At 40.7% G+C, this 17,744-nt stretch carries 17 protein-coding genes and 1 pseudogene; 9 read left to right on the top strand and 9 right to left on the bottom strand.

Features of this window, described 5'->3' with window-relative positions; all coding sequences use genetic code 11:
- Positions 1 to 2: 2 nt before the first annotated feature.
- Together G5S32_RS14090 and G5S32_RS14085 are read right to left on the bottom strand one after the other, a co-directional pair.
- Entirely contained in the window at positions 3 to 785 is a 783-nt protein-coding gene (locus G5S32_RS14090; RefSeq protein ID WP_165312550.1) for a glycosyltransferase family 2 protein, read from the bottom strand.
- A gap of 22 nt (positions 786 to 807) precedes the next feature.
- A complete protein-coding gene (locus G5S32_RS14085; protein ID WP_165312549.1) occupies positions 808 to 1,860 on the bottom strand; it encodes a glycosyltransferase family 9 protein in 1,053 nt (350 codons plus the stop codon).
- 152 nt (positions 1,861 to 2,012) lie between these two features.
- Between G5S32_RS14085 and G5S32_RS14080 the strand changes: the two genes are divergently transcribed.
- The 7 genes from G5S32_RS14080 to G5S32_RS14050 all read left to right on the top strand — a co-directional run bounded on the left by G5S32_RS14080 (position 2,013) and on the right by G5S32_RS14050 (position 8,443).
- On the top strand, positions 2,013 to 2,723 hold the full coding sequence (locus G5S32_RS14080) for a 3-deoxy-D-manno-octulosonic acid kinase (protein ID WP_165312548.1): 711 nt from the start codon (positions 2,013 to 2,015) through the stop codon (positions 2,721 to 2,723).
- A gap of 177 nt (positions 2,724 to 2,900) precedes the next feature.
- Entirely contained in the window at positions 2,901 to 3,599 is a 699-nt protein-coding gene (locus tag G5S32_RS14075) for a hypothetical protein (RefSeq protein ID WP_165312547.1), read from the top strand.
- Positions 3,600 to 4,115: 516 nt separating this feature from the next.
- A complete protein-coding gene (pseB, locus tag G5S32_RS14070) occupies positions 4,116 to 5,135 on the top strand; it encodes a UDP-N-acetylglucosamine 4,6-dehydratase (inverting) (protein ID WP_165312546.1) in 1,020 nt (339 codons plus the stop codon).
- A 1-nt stretch (position 5,136) separates the two neighbouring features.
- A complete protein-coding gene (gene pseF, locus G5S32_RS14065; protein ID WP_165312545.1) occupies positions 5,137 to 5,826 on the top strand; it encodes a pseudaminic acid cytidylyltransferase in 690 nt (229 codons plus the stop codon).
- Positions 5,819 to 6,691 (top strand): dTDP-4-dehydrorhamnose reductase family protein, encoded by an 873-nt coding sequence (locus tag G5S32_RS14060; RefSeq protein WP_165312544.1) that lies wholly within the window; start codon positions 5,819 to 5,821, stop codon positions 6,689 to 6,691. Before pseF ends, G5S32_RS14060 begins: the two co-directional genes overlap by 8 nt.
- Positions 6,681 to 7,763: an N-acetylneuraminate synthase family protein gene (locus tag G5S32_RS14055; RefSeq protein WP_207621589.1), complete on the top strand. Its 1,083-nt coding sequence runs from the start codon at positions 6,681 to 6,683 to the stop codon at positions 7,761 to 7,763. The genes G5S32_RS14060 and G5S32_RS14055 overlap by 11 nt, the downstream gene beginning before the upstream one ends.
- Positions 7,745 to 8,443 carry a glycosyltransferase family 2 protein gene (locus tag G5S32_RS14050; protein ID WP_165312543.1) on the top strand — a complete coding sequence of 233 codons (699 nt, stop codon included), beginning with the start codon at positions 7,745 to 7,747 and terminating at the stop codon, positions 8,441 to 8,443. The genes G5S32_RS14055 and G5S32_RS14050 overlap by 19 nt, the downstream gene beginning before the upstream one ends.
- Positions 8,444 to 8,727: 284 nt before the next feature.
- Here G5S32_RS14050 and G5S32_RS14045 read toward each other — a convergent pair whose 3' ends face one another.
- The gene (locus tag G5S32_RS14045) at positions 8,728 to 9,726 is read right to left on the bottom strand and encodes a glycosyltransferase 52 family protein (RefSeq protein WP_165312542.1); all 999 of its coding nucleotides are present in this window, start codon (positions 9,724 to 9,726) and stop codon (positions 8,728 to 8,730) included.
- 172 nt (positions 9,727 to 9,898) lie between these two features.
- On the opposite strand from G5S32_RS14045, the pseudogene coaD reads away from it, so the two are divergent.
- Positions 9,899 to 10,156, top strand: a pseudogene (coaD, locus tag G5S32_RS14040) (pantetheine-phosphate adenylyltransferase); the annotation flags it as partial.
- 4 nt (positions 10,157 to 10,160) lie between these two features.
- On the top strand, positions 10,161 to 11,081 hold the full coding sequence (locus G5S32_RS14035; protein WP_165312541.1) for a glycosyl transferase family 90: 921 nt from the start codon (positions 10,161 to 10,163) through the stop codon (positions 11,079 to 11,081).
- A gap of 103 nt (positions 11,082 to 11,184) precedes the next feature.
- Here G5S32_RS14035 and waaA read toward each other — a convergent pair whose 3' ends face one another.
- From waaA to rfaD, 6 genes are all read right to left on the bottom strand, one after another.
- A complete protein-coding gene (waaA, locus tag G5S32_RS14030; RefSeq protein ID WP_165312540.1) occupies positions 11,185 to 12,459 on the bottom strand; it encodes a lipid IV(A) 3-deoxy-D-manno-octulosonic acid transferase in 1,275 nt (424 codons plus the stop codon).
- Positions 12,459 to 12,644 (bottom strand): hypothetical protein, encoded by a 186-nt coding sequence (locus G5S32_RS14025; protein WP_165312539.1) that lies wholly within the window; start codon positions 12,642 to 12,644, stop codon positions 12,459 to 12,461. Before G5S32_RS14025 ends, waaA begins: the two co-directional genes overlap by 1 nt.
- Before the next feature lie 11 nt (positions 12,645 to 12,655).
- Positions 12,656 to 13,705 carry a lipopolysaccharide heptosyltransferase II gene (gene waaF / locus G5S32_RS14020; RefSeq protein WP_165312538.1) on the bottom strand — a complete coding sequence of 350 codons (1,050 nt, stop codon included), beginning with the start codon at positions 13,703 to 13,705 and terminating at the stop codon, positions 12,656 to 12,658.
- Between the two features lie 53 nt (positions 13,706 to 13,758).
- Positions 13,759 to 14,739 carry a lauroyl-Kdo(2)-lipid IV(A) myristoyltransferase gene (gene lpxM / locus G5S32_RS14015; protein WP_165312537.1) on the bottom strand — a complete coding sequence of 327 codons (981 nt, stop codon included), beginning with the start codon at positions 14,737 to 14,739 and terminating at the stop codon, positions 13,759 to 13,761.
- 334 nt (positions 14,740 to 15,073) lie between these two features.
- Positions 15,074 to 16,240 (bottom strand): nucleotide sugar dehydrogenase, encoded by a 1,167-nt coding sequence (locus tag G5S32_RS14010; protein WP_165312536.1) that lies wholly within the window; start codon positions 16,238 to 16,240, stop codon positions 15,074 to 15,076.
- An 18-nt stretch (positions 16,241 to 16,258) separates the two neighbouring features.
- A complete protein-coding gene (gene rfaD, locus G5S32_RS14005; RefSeq protein ID WP_165312535.1) occupies positions 16,259 to 17,200 on the bottom strand; it encodes an ADP-glyceromanno-heptose 6-epimerase in 942 nt (313 codons plus the stop codon).
- Positions 17,201 to 17,744: the final 544 nt, after the last annotated feature.

The raw sequence follows: 17,744 nt of genomic DNA, 5'->3' as shown, positions 1-17,744 counted from the left end.
TATCAATGTTCCTTGCGCTGCTTTTTTACGTAGTCACGAAGCCATAAATCGGCATAACGAGTGAATGTCGTATTTGCACTCAATATAGCCAACAATAAACCATGACGGCCATCCAAAAACCCTTTTTTAATGATGTACATTTTTATAAATCGGAAGAATCCATGCACGATAGCGCCAGAAAGCGATGTCTGTTTCTTGCCTTCTCGTTGATCTGCCCACGCTTGAATGTATTGTTGTGTTTTCTTTGTATATTCTCCGAGCCGCTCATAGGTAAAATGTTTTAAGCGACCTTGTAAGGAGATAACTTTAAATGATGCAGGGACGATAACGCTTTCATGTACGAGAGCATCGTTATACTGAGTGTCTGCTGTTCTAAAAAGTCTGATGACCCAATCTGGGGACCAACCAGAATGTTCTATTTGTTTACCAAAGGCTGTGGTTAGGCGATTTATGCGGTAAATTTGCTGTGGTTGATGGTTCTCGATTGCTGCTTGAATATCTTGCTTGAGCTCTGGAGTGACGCGTTCATCCGCATCTAGCCATAAGACAAAGTCTGATTCCACATAACTTTGAGCCAATTGACGTTGCTTACCAAAGCCTGGCCATTGATTGTTTGTATAAAATTTGTTCGTAAACTGGCGAGCAATAGATTCTGTTTGATCTGTACTTCCTGAATCTAATATAACAATTTCGTCTACCCAATCGTGAACGCATTCTAAACAGGCTTGAAGGTGTTTTGCTTCGTTTTTAACAATAAGAGCAACAGCTAAAGTAGTCTTACTCACAAGTTATTATCCATTTTATTGGTTATAAATCACATTCGCGAACAATGTTATCAAACATAGTAATAACCTGTTCAGCTTTGATACGCTGCATCGCGTGTTTGTCTTTCACCCGAGTTCGCCAATCTAGCTGCGCTAACGGCTTATCATGTTCAGCGCTGATTGCCTCTTCGTAAGCGGACACCACATACTGACGGTACTGATAAGGTCCTGTACGTTCTGGATTATGATGAGCATACAAACCTAACACTGGTGTATTCACCGCATTAGCCATATGAGCCGGGCCTGTATCTGGTGCAATCACCAAATTCGCATCGGCCAGTAATGCAAGCATCTGCTTCAAGCTGCTTTTACCCACTAAATTATCTACTGGCGTGGTCAGCTTCTGTTCGATTTGTTGTGCTAAATCGATTTCAACTTGAGCAGGACTTCCGGCCAAAATAACATGGAAACCAAGTTGCTGAGCGTGAGTAATCACTTCAGTATAGCCCTCAGCCGTCCAGTTTTTATAAGCTTTACTGGCCGCAGGTACCACAACCAGATTGGGCTTTTGCTTGTTTAGCTGTTGCTGTGCCCAATCGGCATCTTGCGCACTGAATGGGATATTCCAGCTTGGTGTCATATCGGTTACGCCTAAGGTTTTGCCAAAAGCGAGTAGGCCATCTAATACATGGGTTTCCTGCGGAGAGGGGACTTTGACGTTAGTAAATAGAGTCTGAAAATCTTGGCTTCGCTCGGCATCAAACCCTAGCTTAAATTTAGCCTTAATTCCCAGCGTAGCAATACTTGCGCGGAGTGCATATTGCATATGCAGCAGCGCATCGAAACGTTGCCCTTTAAGCTGTTTCCATAGCTGGCGATAGGCTTTTATGCCCAGATTCTTGTCAAATACAATCACCTCGATTCCAGGCAAATCTTCAATCAGTTTGGCTTCTAATTTACCGGTTATCCAAGTAATCGATGTACTTGGCCAAGCGCGCTGAATAGCTTGAACGGCAGCGACGGTATTACATACGTCACCGATAGCGGATAAACGTAAAATGCAGATTGAATTTGGGGCAGATGAAAACAGTGCCATTGCTTAGGAATGAGTAGATTATGATAAATGCGATTATGCAGATATTGCTAATAAATGTAAAATAAGCACTTACTTCGGTGTGACAGAGCGTTTACCGCGACTTTGAGTTCACTGTAACGATAATCAAGCGTGTTGACTAAGGGTGAAAAGAGATGATCAAGCAAAAGCAAATGGGCAGTAGCCTTATTTGGTATGATGACAGTTTGATCGCCAACCCTGAACACGCTCTGTTTGATGCCAGTTACTGGCAGCAAGAAGACAAAATTATTGGCAGTGCAACAGGTCGAGGGACGACGTGGTTTATCCAGTTAGAGCACTGTGCTGCGGCGTTAAGACATTATCGTCGTGGTGGCTTATTCGGCAAGTTGGTGAAAGACCATTACTGGTTTTCTGGTTGGCAGAAAACCCGAAGCATCGCTGAGTTCCAATTGTTGCAGGTTTTGCGTGAAGCTGGCGTGAATGTACCTCGTCCGATTGCCGCTAGAGCGGTGAGAAACGGGTTCAGTTATCAGGCAGATCTGTTGAGCGAAAAAGTGCCTAATGCGCAAGACTTGGTGGATATATTGAAGCAAGGTGCATTATCTGCGGAGATGTATCAAAAAATCGGTGTGGAAATTAGAAAAATGCATGACGCACAAGTCAACCACACCGATCTCAATATCCACAACATCTTAATCGATGATAAACAGCAGGTCTGGATTATTGATTTCGACAAATGCCAGCAACAAGCGGGTGATGACTGGAAATCGGCTAATATAGACAGGCTAAAACGCTCGTTTTTGAAAGAGCAGAATCGATATAATATCGTGTGGAACAACTCTGATTTCGAAGCTGTAATCGCGGGTTATCAACATAATATCTAATTGTACTGTCGCTGCGTGGTGATTGAGAGTAGTGCAAAAGGCATCTGAGATGAAACTGGCTATTGGGGGGAAGACCAACTGCCTCATAACCAAAGTCTAAAAGCGGCTAAAGATGATGGCTGCTATTTATTTCCTTGTACAAAAGGCGGTATTTATGACGATGTAGTTGCCAATAAAATGCATGAATTCATTCGATATAACTCGCCACCAGTATCGATAGATTCTGATCTTGTATTATGGGTTGGTATTACTGCTCAAAAACGCTCTTGGATGGAACAAATTGAGGGCCAATACAGAATAGTTCAAGCTCTGCGAAAGCATCACTCTTCTATTACCGTCATTGTTGACGGGTGGATTAGCCTTGCTGATGGTGTGCCCGATAGCCCCAAAGATATTGCGAGGGATATGGCCGTATACGAGTCATTGAATAAGCGATTGGGTAAACTAAAAAATGTTAACGTTATCAATGTTATAGGCAAAGACTATAATGAGAAGGTTAGCTATGCACAACGTGTAGACTATTTTATTGCGAATTCAGGGACTGGTGGTATGGTGCCAATGATGTTTGCTAAAGCTAAAGGTGTCATTCATTCAAATAGTAAACTACATACATTTTCTCGTGCATATAACTCTACTGTAGAAATAGTGCCGAATGAAAAAATCATGGCTCAAGATTTGTCACTTGATAGTGGCGTTTACTCGATAGACTGGAAAGTAATATATAACTTATTGATGAAGTTAATGTCGCTTGAAGAGCGTTTAACCGAAAGTAGCGTACTAAAAAATAAACTCTACTTTAACTTTAAAAGGTTTATTTTTAAAAAGAATATCCAGATAGGTATGGCAATAAAAAAACTTAAGCTGAGAGCATCATAACTGGTTCGGTCGCAAAGTTTTCTTTGAAGGATAAAATTCACTCCGATTTTAGAGCGTAGAGTCAGATGCAGAAAGAAGCCGATATCTGGCTCATGGTGGATGGATGAAACCAACGTTAAAGTTAAGGGAAAGTAGCTTTGTTACTATTGATCAGTAGAAAAATTTTGATCAGTCGATAAATTTGGCGATGTTATCTATTATTATCTGGGTTCAACTCGTGATGAAGTAGCAGCCAAAGCCTTTTGAATAAGGCAATAGCTCTACCAGAGAACGTGGTTATTGATGGTAGTAAAAGCAACTATATGGCTATTGATACAATGGAATGAGTCTGATTTTGAGGCTTTATATCTTGAAACGGGTTATACTTGAAAGGCTAACAGTTGAATACCTTACTCGCTAAGTCTGGTTGGTGCAGGTAGAGTAAGGTTAATTGAATATTAGACAAGTGAAGAGCTAGTATTCAAGCGAACTTATTAATGGGCTATGAGACCCTTAAATTTTTATTAAGAGCAAGACATGTTGAATTCTAAATCAATTTTAATTACTGGCGGCACAGGTTCGTTCGGTAAACAGTTCATTAAAACCATTCTTGAGCGTTTCCCACAAGTAAAGAAAATCATCATTTTTTCTCGTGATGAACTTAAACAGTTCGAACTTAGACAGAAGTATCCGGCTAAAGACTTTCCTCAACTTCGTTTCTTTATCGGTGATGTGCGCGATCAAAATCGCATGATCCAAGCTTGTGAAGGCGTTGATGTGATCATTCACGCTGCTGCAATCAAACAAGTGGATACAGCAGAGTACAACCCGACAGAGTGTATTCGTACGAACGTCGATGGTGCGGAAAATGTTATTCACGCGGCGCTTCAGTGTGGTGTGAAAGATGTGGTGGCGTTGTCGACAGATAAAGCGTGTGCTCCTATCAACTTGTACGGCGCGACGAAACTGACTTCAGACAAGCTGTTTACCGCAGCCAACAATATCAAAGGTTCTAAAAACATTCGATTCAGTGTGGTTCGTTACGGTAACGTAATGGGTTCACGTGGTTCCGTTATCCCATTCTTCCTAAAAAAACGTTCAGAAGGCGTTTTGCCAATTACTCATGAAGATATGACCCGTTTTAACATCTCTTTGCAAGATGGGGTTAACATGGTGATGTACGCACTTGAACACCATTTAGGTGGTGAGATATTCATACCGAAGATCCCATCTTACAAAATTTTAGACATTGCGAAAGCGGTAGCTCCTGAATGTGAGACTAAAGTGGTTGGTATTCGCCCTGGTGAAAAGCTGCACGAAGAAATGATCACTGACACGGACTCTTTAAATACTATCGATCTAGGTAAGTACTACGTGATCCTGCCTTCAGTATCCTTTAATTACACCGAAGAAGAGTATTTAACGCACCACAAAGCAGAGAAAGTGCCGTTTGGATTTAAGTACAACTCTGGGACTAATACCGAGTGGGAAACGATTGAAAGTTTACGCGAGTTAATTAAACAGCATGTAGATCCTGGTTTTTCTGTAGATTTATAAAATGAAAATACTCTTTATAATACCAGCACGAGGTGGTAGCAAAAGAATACCTAAGAAAAATATCAAGGACTTCTTAGGGAGAGAAATTATTAGCTATCCAATCGAAGCTGCATTGTCTTCATCATATTGTACTAAATTAATCGTTTCTACTGACTCAACAGAAATTGCAAATGTTGCAAAGAAATATGGGGCAGAAGTGCCATTCCTAAGAAGCGAAAAAAATGCAGATGATTATGCAACGACATATGATGTGGTTGAAGAAGTATGTCATAGCTTAGATAACATAACCGAATATGACTATATCTGTTGTATTTACCCTACTTCAGTATTTGTAACTAATGAGCTGCTAGATCAAGCAATTTCTATTGTAGAAAATAGAAATCTAGATGGCGCAGTTTCAGTATTAGAATATAGTCATCCTATACAAAGAGCCCTTCGTATAGACGAATCTGGCTATGTTAAGTCGATTACACCTGAATTTTATAACTGCAGAAGCCAAGATTTAGAGCCCACATATCATGATGCTGGGCAGTTTTATATCTTTCGTTTGAATTTGGCTATGAAACAGAAAAAACTAATTGCAGGAAATATTGTACCAATAGTGATTAAACCTACACATGCTCAGGATGTTGATACGGTGGATGATTGGAATATGGCTGAAATAAAATATAAGCAGTATTTTTATGAGTAACGCAGTTAGAATTGCAATATTAGGTGGGTGTGGATTATTAGGTAAACCATTATCTGGTTTTTTAAAGTCTCAGGGGTATGACGTATTTAAAATCGCCAGAAAAAGCATCGATGCTGATTACAATATAAATGTTAGTGATAACAACTTATTACAAGCTACATTGTTGAAAATTAGGCCAGATTATATTATTAATTTGGTTGCAGTAACAAGTGTCGACGAATGTGAAAAGAATATCCCCTTAGCTTATAAAATGCATGTTGAATTAAATGATAACTTGAAGCGTTATTGTAAAAAACATGGTACTAGAGTCCTCCATATATCGACTGACCATTTTTATGAAGGTAACAATTCGACTGAAGCAGAACTATATCCACAGAATGTTTACGGTCTAACAAAGCTGATGGGTGAGCGTGCATTTTTTGAATGTGATTCAGTAATACTTAGGGTTAACTTTTTTGGTAAGAGCCAAACGGAAGGCAGAAGCAGCATTACAGATGCCATGTTAACCAAAGTATTACAAGGTGTGAAAATACGCCTATTTAACGATGTTTATTTTTCACCGTTATCAATAAATAGTCTATGTAAATATATTTGTCTTGTCCTGTCTAATTGGATTCCAGGTATATATAATTTGGGTTCGAAGAATGGAATGAATAAAGAGGAATTTGTTATTCGCTTTTTAAATGAATGTGGAAAAAAGCAAATTAGTTACGAGAGTGTTTCTATTAATGATAGTGATCTCAGCGCAAAAAGACCGCGAGACATGAGAATGGATGTAAGTTTATTCGAGAGAACATATGGCTGTGAGCTACCTTCATTAGCCGATGAGTTGAAAATTGTAGCGAGAGAGTATTGTGAAGAATAGATTTAATAGCCGAATTAACATTGGGCAACAGGTGATTGAACGTGAAGGCAAGCCTTACTTTATAGCAGATATTGGCGCGAACCATAATGGATCATTAGAAAAAGCAATCGATTTAATTTACATGGCCGCTGAAGCCGGTGCTCACGCTGCTAAATTCCAACATTTCAAAGCTGAAACAATTGTAAGTCGAAACGGATTTGAGCAACTCGGAACAAGACAAAGCCATCAATCCACTTGGAAAAAAAGCGTATTTGAAGTCTATAAGGACGCATCAATAAATTTAGATTGGACAGAAACTTTAGTTTCTACATGTAAAGATGCTGGTGTAGAGTTTTTTACTAGTCCATATTCACTAGAACTTGTAGATTATGTTGACCCATACGTTCCTGCTTACAAAGTTGGATCGGGTGATATAACTTGGCCTCAAATTATTGAAAAGATGGGATCAAAAAACAAACCTCTGTTACTGGCATGTGGCGCATCAGGTATGGATGAGGTTGTAGCTGCTGTAAATACTGCATTGCGAGCAACCAAGGATATTGTTTTGATGCAATGTAATACTAACTATACTGCCTCTTTAGAAAACTTTAAGTATATCAACCTAAATGTAATTAGAACACTACGCTCAATGTATCCAGAAGCTATTCTAGGTTTAAGTGACCATACCCCTGGGCACGCTACAGTATTGGGTGCTATTGCACTAGGTGCGAATGTAATAGAAAAACATTTTACCGATAATAATGCAAATGAAGGTCCTGACCACAAGTTTGCTATGAATCCTTCTTCATGGCGAGAAATGGTAGACAGATCAGAGGAACTTTATTTAGCTTTAGGTGATGGTGTAAAGAAAGTAGAAGAAAACGAAGAAGAAACAGTTGTCGTGCAGAGACGGAGTATCCGGGTTAAGAGAGACTTATCTCCAGGTCATGTTATTACAGCAGATGATATTGAGTGTTTGAGACCTTGCCCAAGTGATGGAATAGAACCGTACCACTTAAGTTCAATCATCGGGAGTACGTTATCTACGTCAATCAAAAATGGTGAGTATGTCAAGTGGAATCAGTTAAAGTAGCCATTGTAATTCCTGCATATAACGAAGCTAAAACTATAAAAAATGTAATAGATGAGCTCTGTGACGAGCTCATTGGATATAGTTTTACCGTTATCGTAGTAAACGACTGCTCAACTGATGACACAGCTAAGAAAGCTACTGAAGCCGGAGCAGTTGTAATCAATCTTAAGTCAAATCAAGGCTATTCTGGTGCTATTAATGCAGGTATGCAGTATGCCACTAATGAGAAACAGTTTAGCTATGTAATTACAATGGACGCTGATGGGCAGCATCATCCGCAATCAGTTAAGGAAGTTTTCGATATTGTAAATTCAACTGGTACTGCTCTAGTAATTGGAGAGAGACCGAAGTATGCACGTTTTGGGGAGATGCTATACGGGTACGCCTTTAGCTTCTTATTGGGAGTAAAAGACCCTTTATGTGGCCTAAAGGCTTATTCAGTAGAAGCGTTTAAACAAGTCGGTTTTTTTGAAAGTTACGATTCTATTGGGTCTGAACTCGTGATTAGATTGCTTCAACAAGGTTGCACGTTTGAACGTTTGCGTGTAAAAATTAGAGACCGAGGTGATAAACCACGTTTTGGACGAGGTATTAAAGTTGAACTTAGATTATTTAAAAGTTTGATTAATTCGGTAGTTCATATTTTAAAAAAAAGTCAACCAAAGAAAAGGTCTAATTAATTACGATAATGTTAATAGTGAATTCTGATATCTATCTTTAAGAACATCAGAAATATCATTAGGTTTTTCATTGAGTACGTTGCTCAAGTACATTATTTGTATATTAATTGTTTTTATTAAATATCTTGTCGAAACAATTTCTCCTTAGGTGCAACTGGTAGATAATACTGACACTGCAAAATTTAACTAATTGCTAACTTAGAAAAGCAGCTCTCAATGAATAGGAGTACAGTATCTATACCGCTATGTAGGGAGTTTATGTAACTCCCTTATATCAAGTTCTTCTATTTAGATATAGTTAATATCCCATGTTTAGCGAAAGCCACTTCAATCCTCTGGCACCTTTTTTTTATTTTTTCAGGGAGCATATCGATAGAGTTTTTTATAGTGTATATAGGCATGTTGTCATAGATAAGTGATGCAGTGTATTGAGCCGTTGATAAGGCACCAATAAGCATTGATAATTGTATCTTTTTTTCAACAAGCTCTATCTCGAGAGGGTATTCACTATGGTGGTACGTTAAACTAGGGATCGCTTTTATCGCTTCTCTTGTTTCTTGAGACTCAGTTCTATGAGGGAAGTAAATAATCCCTTGTGGATGATTAAAGGCAAAGTTTTTCACTTCCTCTACGTAAACTTCATGTGTTTTTCTGCGCTTATGCCCAATTGCACCTTCACCAATGAAACCGACGGGTGCATTAGGATCGAATAGCTTAGTTACGCCCACTTTCTTTTTAAGTTCTACGAGGGTATTTTTGACGATAAGATGTTCAGGTTTCTCTATATCAAATATGGTAAATAATTCTAAATTTTCACTCTGTGGAAGCTCACCGATAGGTTCAACACCTTGAAGTCTCAGTAAAAGGTCATTAAAGAAGCGTTTTCTTGAATAAATAGTCTTAGTTCGTATTTCTTCTTCATATTCGTTGATAGTAAGCGTTCCATCGTCAAAGTATACCTCTTTATTTATAGGCAAATTCTTTAAAAGAAGCTTGGTTCTCCAACCATTGTATTCTGCATGGAAGAAGCGTTCTATGTTGCGCTTTTGGGTAATTAAGCGTATTTTTTTTATCGCTTTAGGTAGATTTCTGGTTCTGTTTTTTCTAGGGATCGTTATCACGTGATCCCACTCGCTCTTGTGAACGACTTTCTCCTGTTGGCTCAAGCCAAGTTCTGATGACTGCTCGACGAGTAACAAAATATTTTCTTTTGTCTTATAATGTGCTTTCGCTTCTACTGCACATATATATTGAAAAGGTGACGTTACCAAAAAAAGGTTCACATTGAGGCTCCTGATGTTAAACCAAGTTATCATACTTTAGGCTTAAGTTTTTTATTGTCTACAAATCTGGATAAAATTGAGTTGTATTCGAGAAAAACAGTATTTGCATGGTATTTTAATAGCCTGCCTTCGAACAATAAAGACATTGATGAAAACAAAATGATAGAAAAAGATGTTTGATCAAATCATTATCACGGTCGCCGCAAGTCCATCCCCAAAAACGTTATTTTCTCTGGAAGAGCGAGTAAAGCTAGTCGAAGAGTCGACATCCCAGGTGAGTAACGTTTCCGTTTCTGGGTTTAGTGGATTATTGGTTGATTTTGCGAGTGAACAACAAGCCAACATTCTTGTGCGAGAAGTTGCCATTCATGGCGGAGATATCGAACCGTTTGTGCTGCCATACGTTCATTTAACTATTAGTAAAAGGTAGCCCTGTGAGTACAGTAAAGTTTAAATACTACTTAACCAATAGCCTTCAGATATTGGTGCCTAATATTCTTAGAAGGAAAGTTGCGAAGCAACTACTCGCTGAGTACAGTAAGAACTCATATATCCAAGATCGAGTAAATTACTATAACAAATTGGACGACTTCACTCTCTCAGAGAGTGAATCAACACATGTTAATGAGTATAAAAAAACGGGTGGGACGACATACTACTTTGATTTATATAAAGTGATAAAGTCTTTCCCGGCCCATTACTTCTTCCAGTTCTTAAATGGCGATATTCGTTATATCCCAGAGACCCCAAGCTTTCTTAAAAGCCGTCCGATTCAATCAGGCAATGAGAACTCCGTATTACTAAAACTTAATGAGGTTCGCCACTTCGTTTTTATAGAAGACAAGCTTGCCTTCAGACAGAAAAAAGATATTGCAGTGTGGAGAGGTCTCGGTAAACACGCTCATCGTAAAGTTGTGATTGAGCAGTTTTACAACCACCCTATGTGTGATATCGGTCGGACGGCTCCTATCGAAGGACAACCATGGGAAAAAGGCTATCTCTCAGTTGACGATCAGCTCCAATGCAAATTTATTCTTGCGATTGAAGGCAATGATGTGGCAACGAACTTGAAATGGGCAATGTCTTCAAATTCATTGGTAATCATGTCTAAACCTAAGTACGAAACTTGGTTTATGGAAGGACGTCTCCAATCAGGGGTGCATTATGTTGAAGTGAAAGATGATTACTCTGACTTAATAGAAAAAATGGAATTCTATATCGCTCACCCAGCCCAAGCAGAAGCGATCATCCAAAATGCGCATGATTGGGTAGATCAATTCAGAGATAAAAAGCGCGAGCATTTGATTTCATTATTAGTTGCGAAGAAATACTTTGAAAAATCAGGACAAATGTAATTTTTCCTGATCAGTGAGTGGGCGCCAATAAACAAACCCACCGAGCCATGGATGGTTCGGTGGAGCTTCAGGGATCAATGAATTAGTGTATGGTTTCAAGTTGCTAGACAAGTAACCTAGCGATTTGCTCAATAATGCGATTCTTCGCACCGCTATTGCTCTCAATATACTGCTTGGCACTATTGCCAATCGACTCTCGATATTGCTCATCGGCAAACAGGCGGCTGAGTGTATCAATCAGCTGCTGTTGATCATCAATGACCAAGGCTGCTTGATGGCGAGTCAGTTCTTCTACAATCTCTTTAAAGTTAAAGTAACTTGGGCCAGTGATGGTTGCTTTGCCTAGTGCGGCGGGCTCCAGAACATTGTGTCCACCTACTTTATCTCCAATCAGGCTACCCGCCATGAAGCAGACATCAGCAGCACCGATTAGAATTAGCATTTCACCCATAGTATCGCCAACATAAACTTGAGTTTCAGCAGATACGGCAATCTGGCTGCTACGAGTCACCGTCTTGAATTGATAACGGCCACTCGCAAGTTGCGCCACCGAATCAAAGCGTTCAGGGTGTCTTGGTACTATGATCAGAAGCGCATTAGGCAACGATTTCAATATCTGTTGGTGAACGGAAAACAGTTGTTCGTCTTCACCCGGATGGGTGCTGGCCGCTATCCAAATAGGCCTTTGCTGACCTAAAAACGCTCTCAGTTGTTGCGATTTCGCTTTTATCTCATCAGAAACATGGACATCAAATTTAACGCTACCCGTAATGTGAACCTTATTTGATGCAACCCCAAGTGAAATGAAGCGTTCCGCATCGGAACCATGCTGACAAAGAATCAGATCGAGTTTTTGCGCCAACAAGTTAAACACAGATTGGATCTTACGATAGTTGTTGCGTGACTTTTCAGACAGGCGAGCATTGACTAACACAATCGGGATGCCTGCTTTTGATACAGTATGTAGCGTGTTCAACCACAACTCAGTTTCCATGATCAGAAAGGCTTGCGGCTTAACCGTATGGATAAACCTTTTTACCGCAAAAGAAAAATCCAGTGGCATATAGCGATGTTCCACCAAATTGCCTAGCTTCTCGATTTGCTGCGCACCAGTGCTGGTGGTGGTGGTGACTAAAATGGGGAGATCGGGAAACTGCTGCTTCAACTGGTGAATGATAGGAATAGCAGCTATTGACTCACCAACCGAAACTGCATGAATCCAAAGCGGCTTTTGCTCGGTGAGCAACTTTGGTGTTTGGCCGAAATGCTCTTTCCAGCGAGAACCAAAAGCCGGTTTGCCTTCTTTCTTTTTGTACAACGAATACAATAAAAAAGGCGCCAGCAAGGCGAGCAATAATGTGTATAGCAAACGAATCATTACTGAGAGTTTCCTACGAACTGTTCGAGATACTGATTTACAATGGCTGGAGCGCCAAACTTGCTATCTTTTGCTTCCTGTTGTTTGAGCTTGGCAGCAAACACTTTGGCTTTGGCATAAGCAAACCATAGAGGGAACGTCTTTTTGATTAAAGCACCCGATAGATTTACAGCAACGCGCTCCATTCCCCACAAAATTAAGAATTAAAATGACCAATACTGTCAATTACTTGCTTAGCATCCAGCTCTTTTAAACACTTTAAATGCCCTAGTGGGCACTCGCGTTTAAAGCAAGGGCGACATTCAATATCAGTATGAACTATCTCCACTTTTTCCGCTAACGGTGGGGTGTATTTAGGAGAAGTCGAGCCATAAACAGCCACCACTTGGCAACCTACAGCGGCAGCGACATGCATTAATCCTGAATCATTACTGACCACCGTTTCACACGCTGCGAGTAAATCCACCGCTTCTATTAAGCTGGTTTTACCGGCTAAAACAAAGATTTGCTTTTGATATGATTCAGATACTTGCTGACGTATGTTGTTACACGCGTCGACATCTTTTTGCGAGCCAAATAACCAAACCTGATAGCCTTGCTGGCAAAGTGACTCAGCGACCTGAGCATAGTGGTGCTCCGGCCACTTTTTCGCTGGGCCAAATTCTGCGCCCGGACAGAGTCCCAGTACTTTGCTATCCAAAGAGAGGTTAAATTTGTTGAGCGTGCTCTGCTGTACTGATTTATCTACACTTAAAGATGGCTTAGGTAACAGCTCAAGACCGCCTAATGACGATGAATTCTTCATCTCGCTTTTCGGATGAGCCAGCGCCACATAACGCTCAACCATATATTGGAAATCTTTTTTGTTCGGGCGAAGGTCATTGAGCAAGCCATAACGCATTTCACCTTTCCAACCCGTTCGCTTTTTAATACCGGCAAACAGTGGAATTAATGCCGATTTGGCCGAATTTGGCAGAATATAGGCGTGTGTATAGTGTTTTTTTGCCAACATCTTGCCGATGGTATAACGTGTTTTAAGGTCAAAACTACCATGACCGACAGGCATCTCAATAGCTTCAGTGATTTCAGGCATGCGCTCTAGAATCGGTTTACACCAGCCTGGTGCTAACACATCAATCTGCATCTGTGGGTTACGCTCTTTCAAACGTTTGTAGAAAGATTGCGACATCACCATATCGCCTACCCAAGACGGACCAATAATTAAGGCTTTTTCTGCTGTAGTCATACTGAGCTTCTTCGTTGATCTGTGGCTATTTCACAGAAGTTAAATCGTTAAAATTATTTCGATGACATCTTTTGTTTGGCAAGTTTGTAGTAGTTCTTACCATCAGGCTGAGTTCTCAGTAATTTTAGAATCCACATATACTGCTCAGGATACATCGTAGCCTGCTCTTCTATAAAAGCATTCATTGCACGTGCATCTTGCTCTTCACTACCGGTTGGGAATGGGGCAAGTTGCGGATAAATGTTTACAATATAGCGACCGGTTTTGGCATCTATCATGGCATAGATTGGAATAATCACCGCTTTACTGACTTTAGCCAGTTTGCCAAGTCCGGGGAGAGTCGCTTTGGTCGCAGCAAAGAAATCGACAAAGATACTTTGTTCACGACCGTGATCTTGGTCTGGCAGATAATAACCTAAATAACCATCACGAATCGCTTTGATAAAAGGTTTGATACCACCACTGCGTTCGTATACGCGGCCACCGTACTGAACGCGTTGGCGATGCATTAGCCAGTCAATAACTTCGTTACTTTGTTTTTTTGCCATACCGGCAACCGGTAAATTTCGTGAAGCAAGCAATACGGCCGGAATGTCGATAGCCCAGGTATGAGGTGCCAGCAAAATGACATTATGACCTTGTTCAATTACCTGATGGATATGCTCGACACCACGTAAATCACACTGTTTTTCCAGCCATTTTTTATTGCGTAGCGTCACAAGGCTAAAGCCGGTTAAAAAGACGCCCGCTGTCACTAGAGTTTGGAAAAGAATCTCTTCACGCTCTTGCTCGGATTTTTCCGGAAAGCACATCTCCAAATTGACCCATGCTGTATGCGTAGTGCTCTTGCGCTGTTTTATTAGCTTACGAACGACCTTGGTTGAAACCCAATAACGAAAACGGACAGGTAGAAGGGCAATTGGAACAAGCAATAACAATATGAACCAAGTTCCCCAATATTTTGGCGCGAGAAAGTGCCATTCAAAGGTTGGGTGATAAGCTGATGGGTCAAAGTCATTACGTGTTGAAGACATAAAAAGCTCAGGTAATTTGCGGGTATACTGCCTTTTAGTATATCAGCTTACCGTAAGTGGGAGAACCCGTCTGTGCGGTGACGGAAATGATGTTCAAGATGAGTGTTTCTGATTTTCTTCCTTATCAACAGTCTCTTAGTCTCAAATAGATAAGTATTTGTCTTTTGGTTCTCCACCTCAGATGAGGGGGGAGAACCAATAGCTCTTTCTCCTCCCCTTTTGAAGGGGAGGCTGGGTGGGGTTATTTCACTGAAGCTTCATTTGTGGTGGCAAGTTCTGTGAAAGCACCCCCTCTAGCTCCCCCTTGATAAGGGGGAGAACCACCCAGTGTTGATTAATCACTACCAAACAAGTCACGAGTGTAGACTTTGTCTGCGACATCTTTTAACTCGTCGGCTAGGCGGTTAGACACAATCACATCCGCTTCTTGCTTGAAGGCTTCCAAATCATTAATCACGCGCGAATTAAAGAAGGTCTCTTCTTTCAGTACTGGTTCGTAAACGATAACCTCAACACCCTTCGCTTTAATGCGCTTCATAATGCCTTGGATAGAAGATGCGCGGAAATTATCCGAACCTGCTTTCATGATCAAGCGGTAGATACCCACCACTTTTGGTTGGCGTTTTAGCACTGCGTCAGCAATAAAATCTTTACGCGTGCGGTTGGCGTCAACAATTGCACCTATGATGTTGTTTGGTACTTCATCATAGTTCGCGAGTAGCTGCTTAGTATCTTTTGGTAAACAGTAACCACCGTAGCCAAACGATGGGTTGTTATAGTGATTACCAATGCGAGGATCTAAGCCAACACCTTCAATGATTTGACGACTGTCTAAGCCATTCACTTCAGCGTATGAATCAAGTTCATTAAAGTAGGCAACACGCATCGCAAGATACGTGTTCGAAAACAGTTTCACCGCTTCAGCTTCGGTAGAGTTAGTAAACAGTACCGGAATGTTTTGTTTGATGGCCCCTTCAACTAATAGGTTAGCAAAGGTTTGTGCGCGTTCACTGCGCTCACCAACGATAATACGAGATGGATAAAGGTTGTCGTATAACGCTTTACCTTCACGTAAAAACTCTGGCGAGAAAATGATGTTGTTACACTCGAATTCTTGCTTAAGTTTTTCTGTGTAGCCAACAGGAATGGTCGATTTAATGACCATGACTGCATCTGGGTTAATCGCCATCACATCACGAATAACGGCTTCAACAGAAGAAGTGTTGAAGTAGTTCGTTTTAGGGTCGTAGTCAGTTGGAGTGGCGATAATGACAAACTCAGCACCGCTGTAAGCCAACTGCTTGTCTGCAGTAGCGGTAAAGTTAAGCTCTTTTTCCGTCAGAAACTGTTCAATTTCTTTATCGACAATCGGCGATACGCGACGATTTAACATGTCGATTTTTTCTTGAATAATGTCTAGCGCAACGACTTCATGATGCTGCGCAAGCAGCATGGCATTGGACAGGCCGACATAACCTGTACCTGCTACGGCTATTTTCATATTGTTTTTGCCTATTAATTATTTGTTGATAATGGTCATATATTCAGCCACACCTTCAGCGACTGTTTTAAAGGTGTGATCACAACCTGCAGCACGCAATTTGGTTAGATCAGCCTGAGTGAATTCTTGATATGCACCTTTCAAGTGTTCAGGGAATGGAATGGTTTCCACTTCACCTTTACCGTGATACTGGATAACGGCTTTTGCTACTTCGTTGAAAGATTCCGCATTGCCTGTGCCTAGGTTGAAAATGCCAGACTTACCATTTTCCATAAACCATAGGTTAACTGCCGCTACATCGCCCACGTAGACGAAGTCGCGCTTAAAGTGCTCGCTGCCTGCGAACAATTTTGGATTTTCACCAGCGTTCATTTGGTTATTTAGGTGGAAAGCAACCGATGCCATAGAACCTTTGTGCTGCTCTCGTGGACCGTACACATTGAAATAACGGAAACCCGTCACTTGAGACAGTTTTTCACCGTGTGCGTCAGCATCTGCCCATAGACGACGAACATAGTTATCAAACTGCTGTTTAGAGTAACCGTACACGTTTAGTGCACCTTCATATTGAGGCTCTTCAACAAAAGTATCGGTTTCACCGTAAGTGGCTGCCGATGATGCATAAAGGAATGGAATCTCACGATCTAAGCAGTAATGAAGAAGCTCTTTTGAATACTCATAGTTGTTGAGCATCATGTACTTGCCATCCCACTCAGTGGTCGCAGAGCAAGCACCTTCATGGAAAATAGCGTCGATAGGACCAAAATCATCACCCGCCATGATTTGCGTAAGGAAATCATCACGATCCATGTAATCGGTAATATCAAGGTCGACTAAATTCTGGAATTTTCGGCCATTTTTTAGGTGATCGACCACTAAAATGTCATTAATACCGCGCGCATTCAGAGCCTTAACAATATTGCTGCCAATCATGCCAGCGCCACCAGTTACGATGATCATAGAAAAATCCTCAATACAAATCAGTTTGATGGGTGATTAACCCAATATTTATTGAGTATATCACGCTTGATGTCTGCGTCATTCGTTTCGAAGGGGAGATACCATCTTTCTCCTCCCCTTTTCAAGGGGAGGCTGGGAGGGGTTATTTCACGGAAGCTTCATCAGTTGTGATAAGTTTTGTGAAAGCACCACCTCTAACTCCCCCTTGATAAGGGGGAGAACTAATAGCTCTTTTCAAGGTGGGGAGGAGTAAAAGAACGAAATCTTGGTATCTATTGTTCCGCTCCAAATTAACCGAAAAATCTCAGAAGTGAGAATGAGAAAATGAAAAGATAGCGATTGATGAGTTCTTGACCAGCTGGTTGCCTCAAACCGCTTCCCAACAATTGTCACTACTCCGAAATGGATAAACTCCGAAATTGATAAAGGCTGTTGTAAAGAATCTCATCTGCCTTTTAGTTGTGGTTGAGGTTTCTATTTGTTCTGTAAGTAAATTTTTTCTCTCTTCACTAACAGAATAATAAAAAATGAACTACTTTAAATT

Origin of the sequence: Vibrio ziniensis, assembly GCF_011064285.1 — a bacterium.
GTDB lineage: Bacteria > Pseudomonadota > Gammaproteobacteria > Enterobacterales > Vibrionaceae > Vibrio > Vibrio ziniensis.
This window is presented reverse-complemented; position numbering and strand designations above follow the sequence as displayed.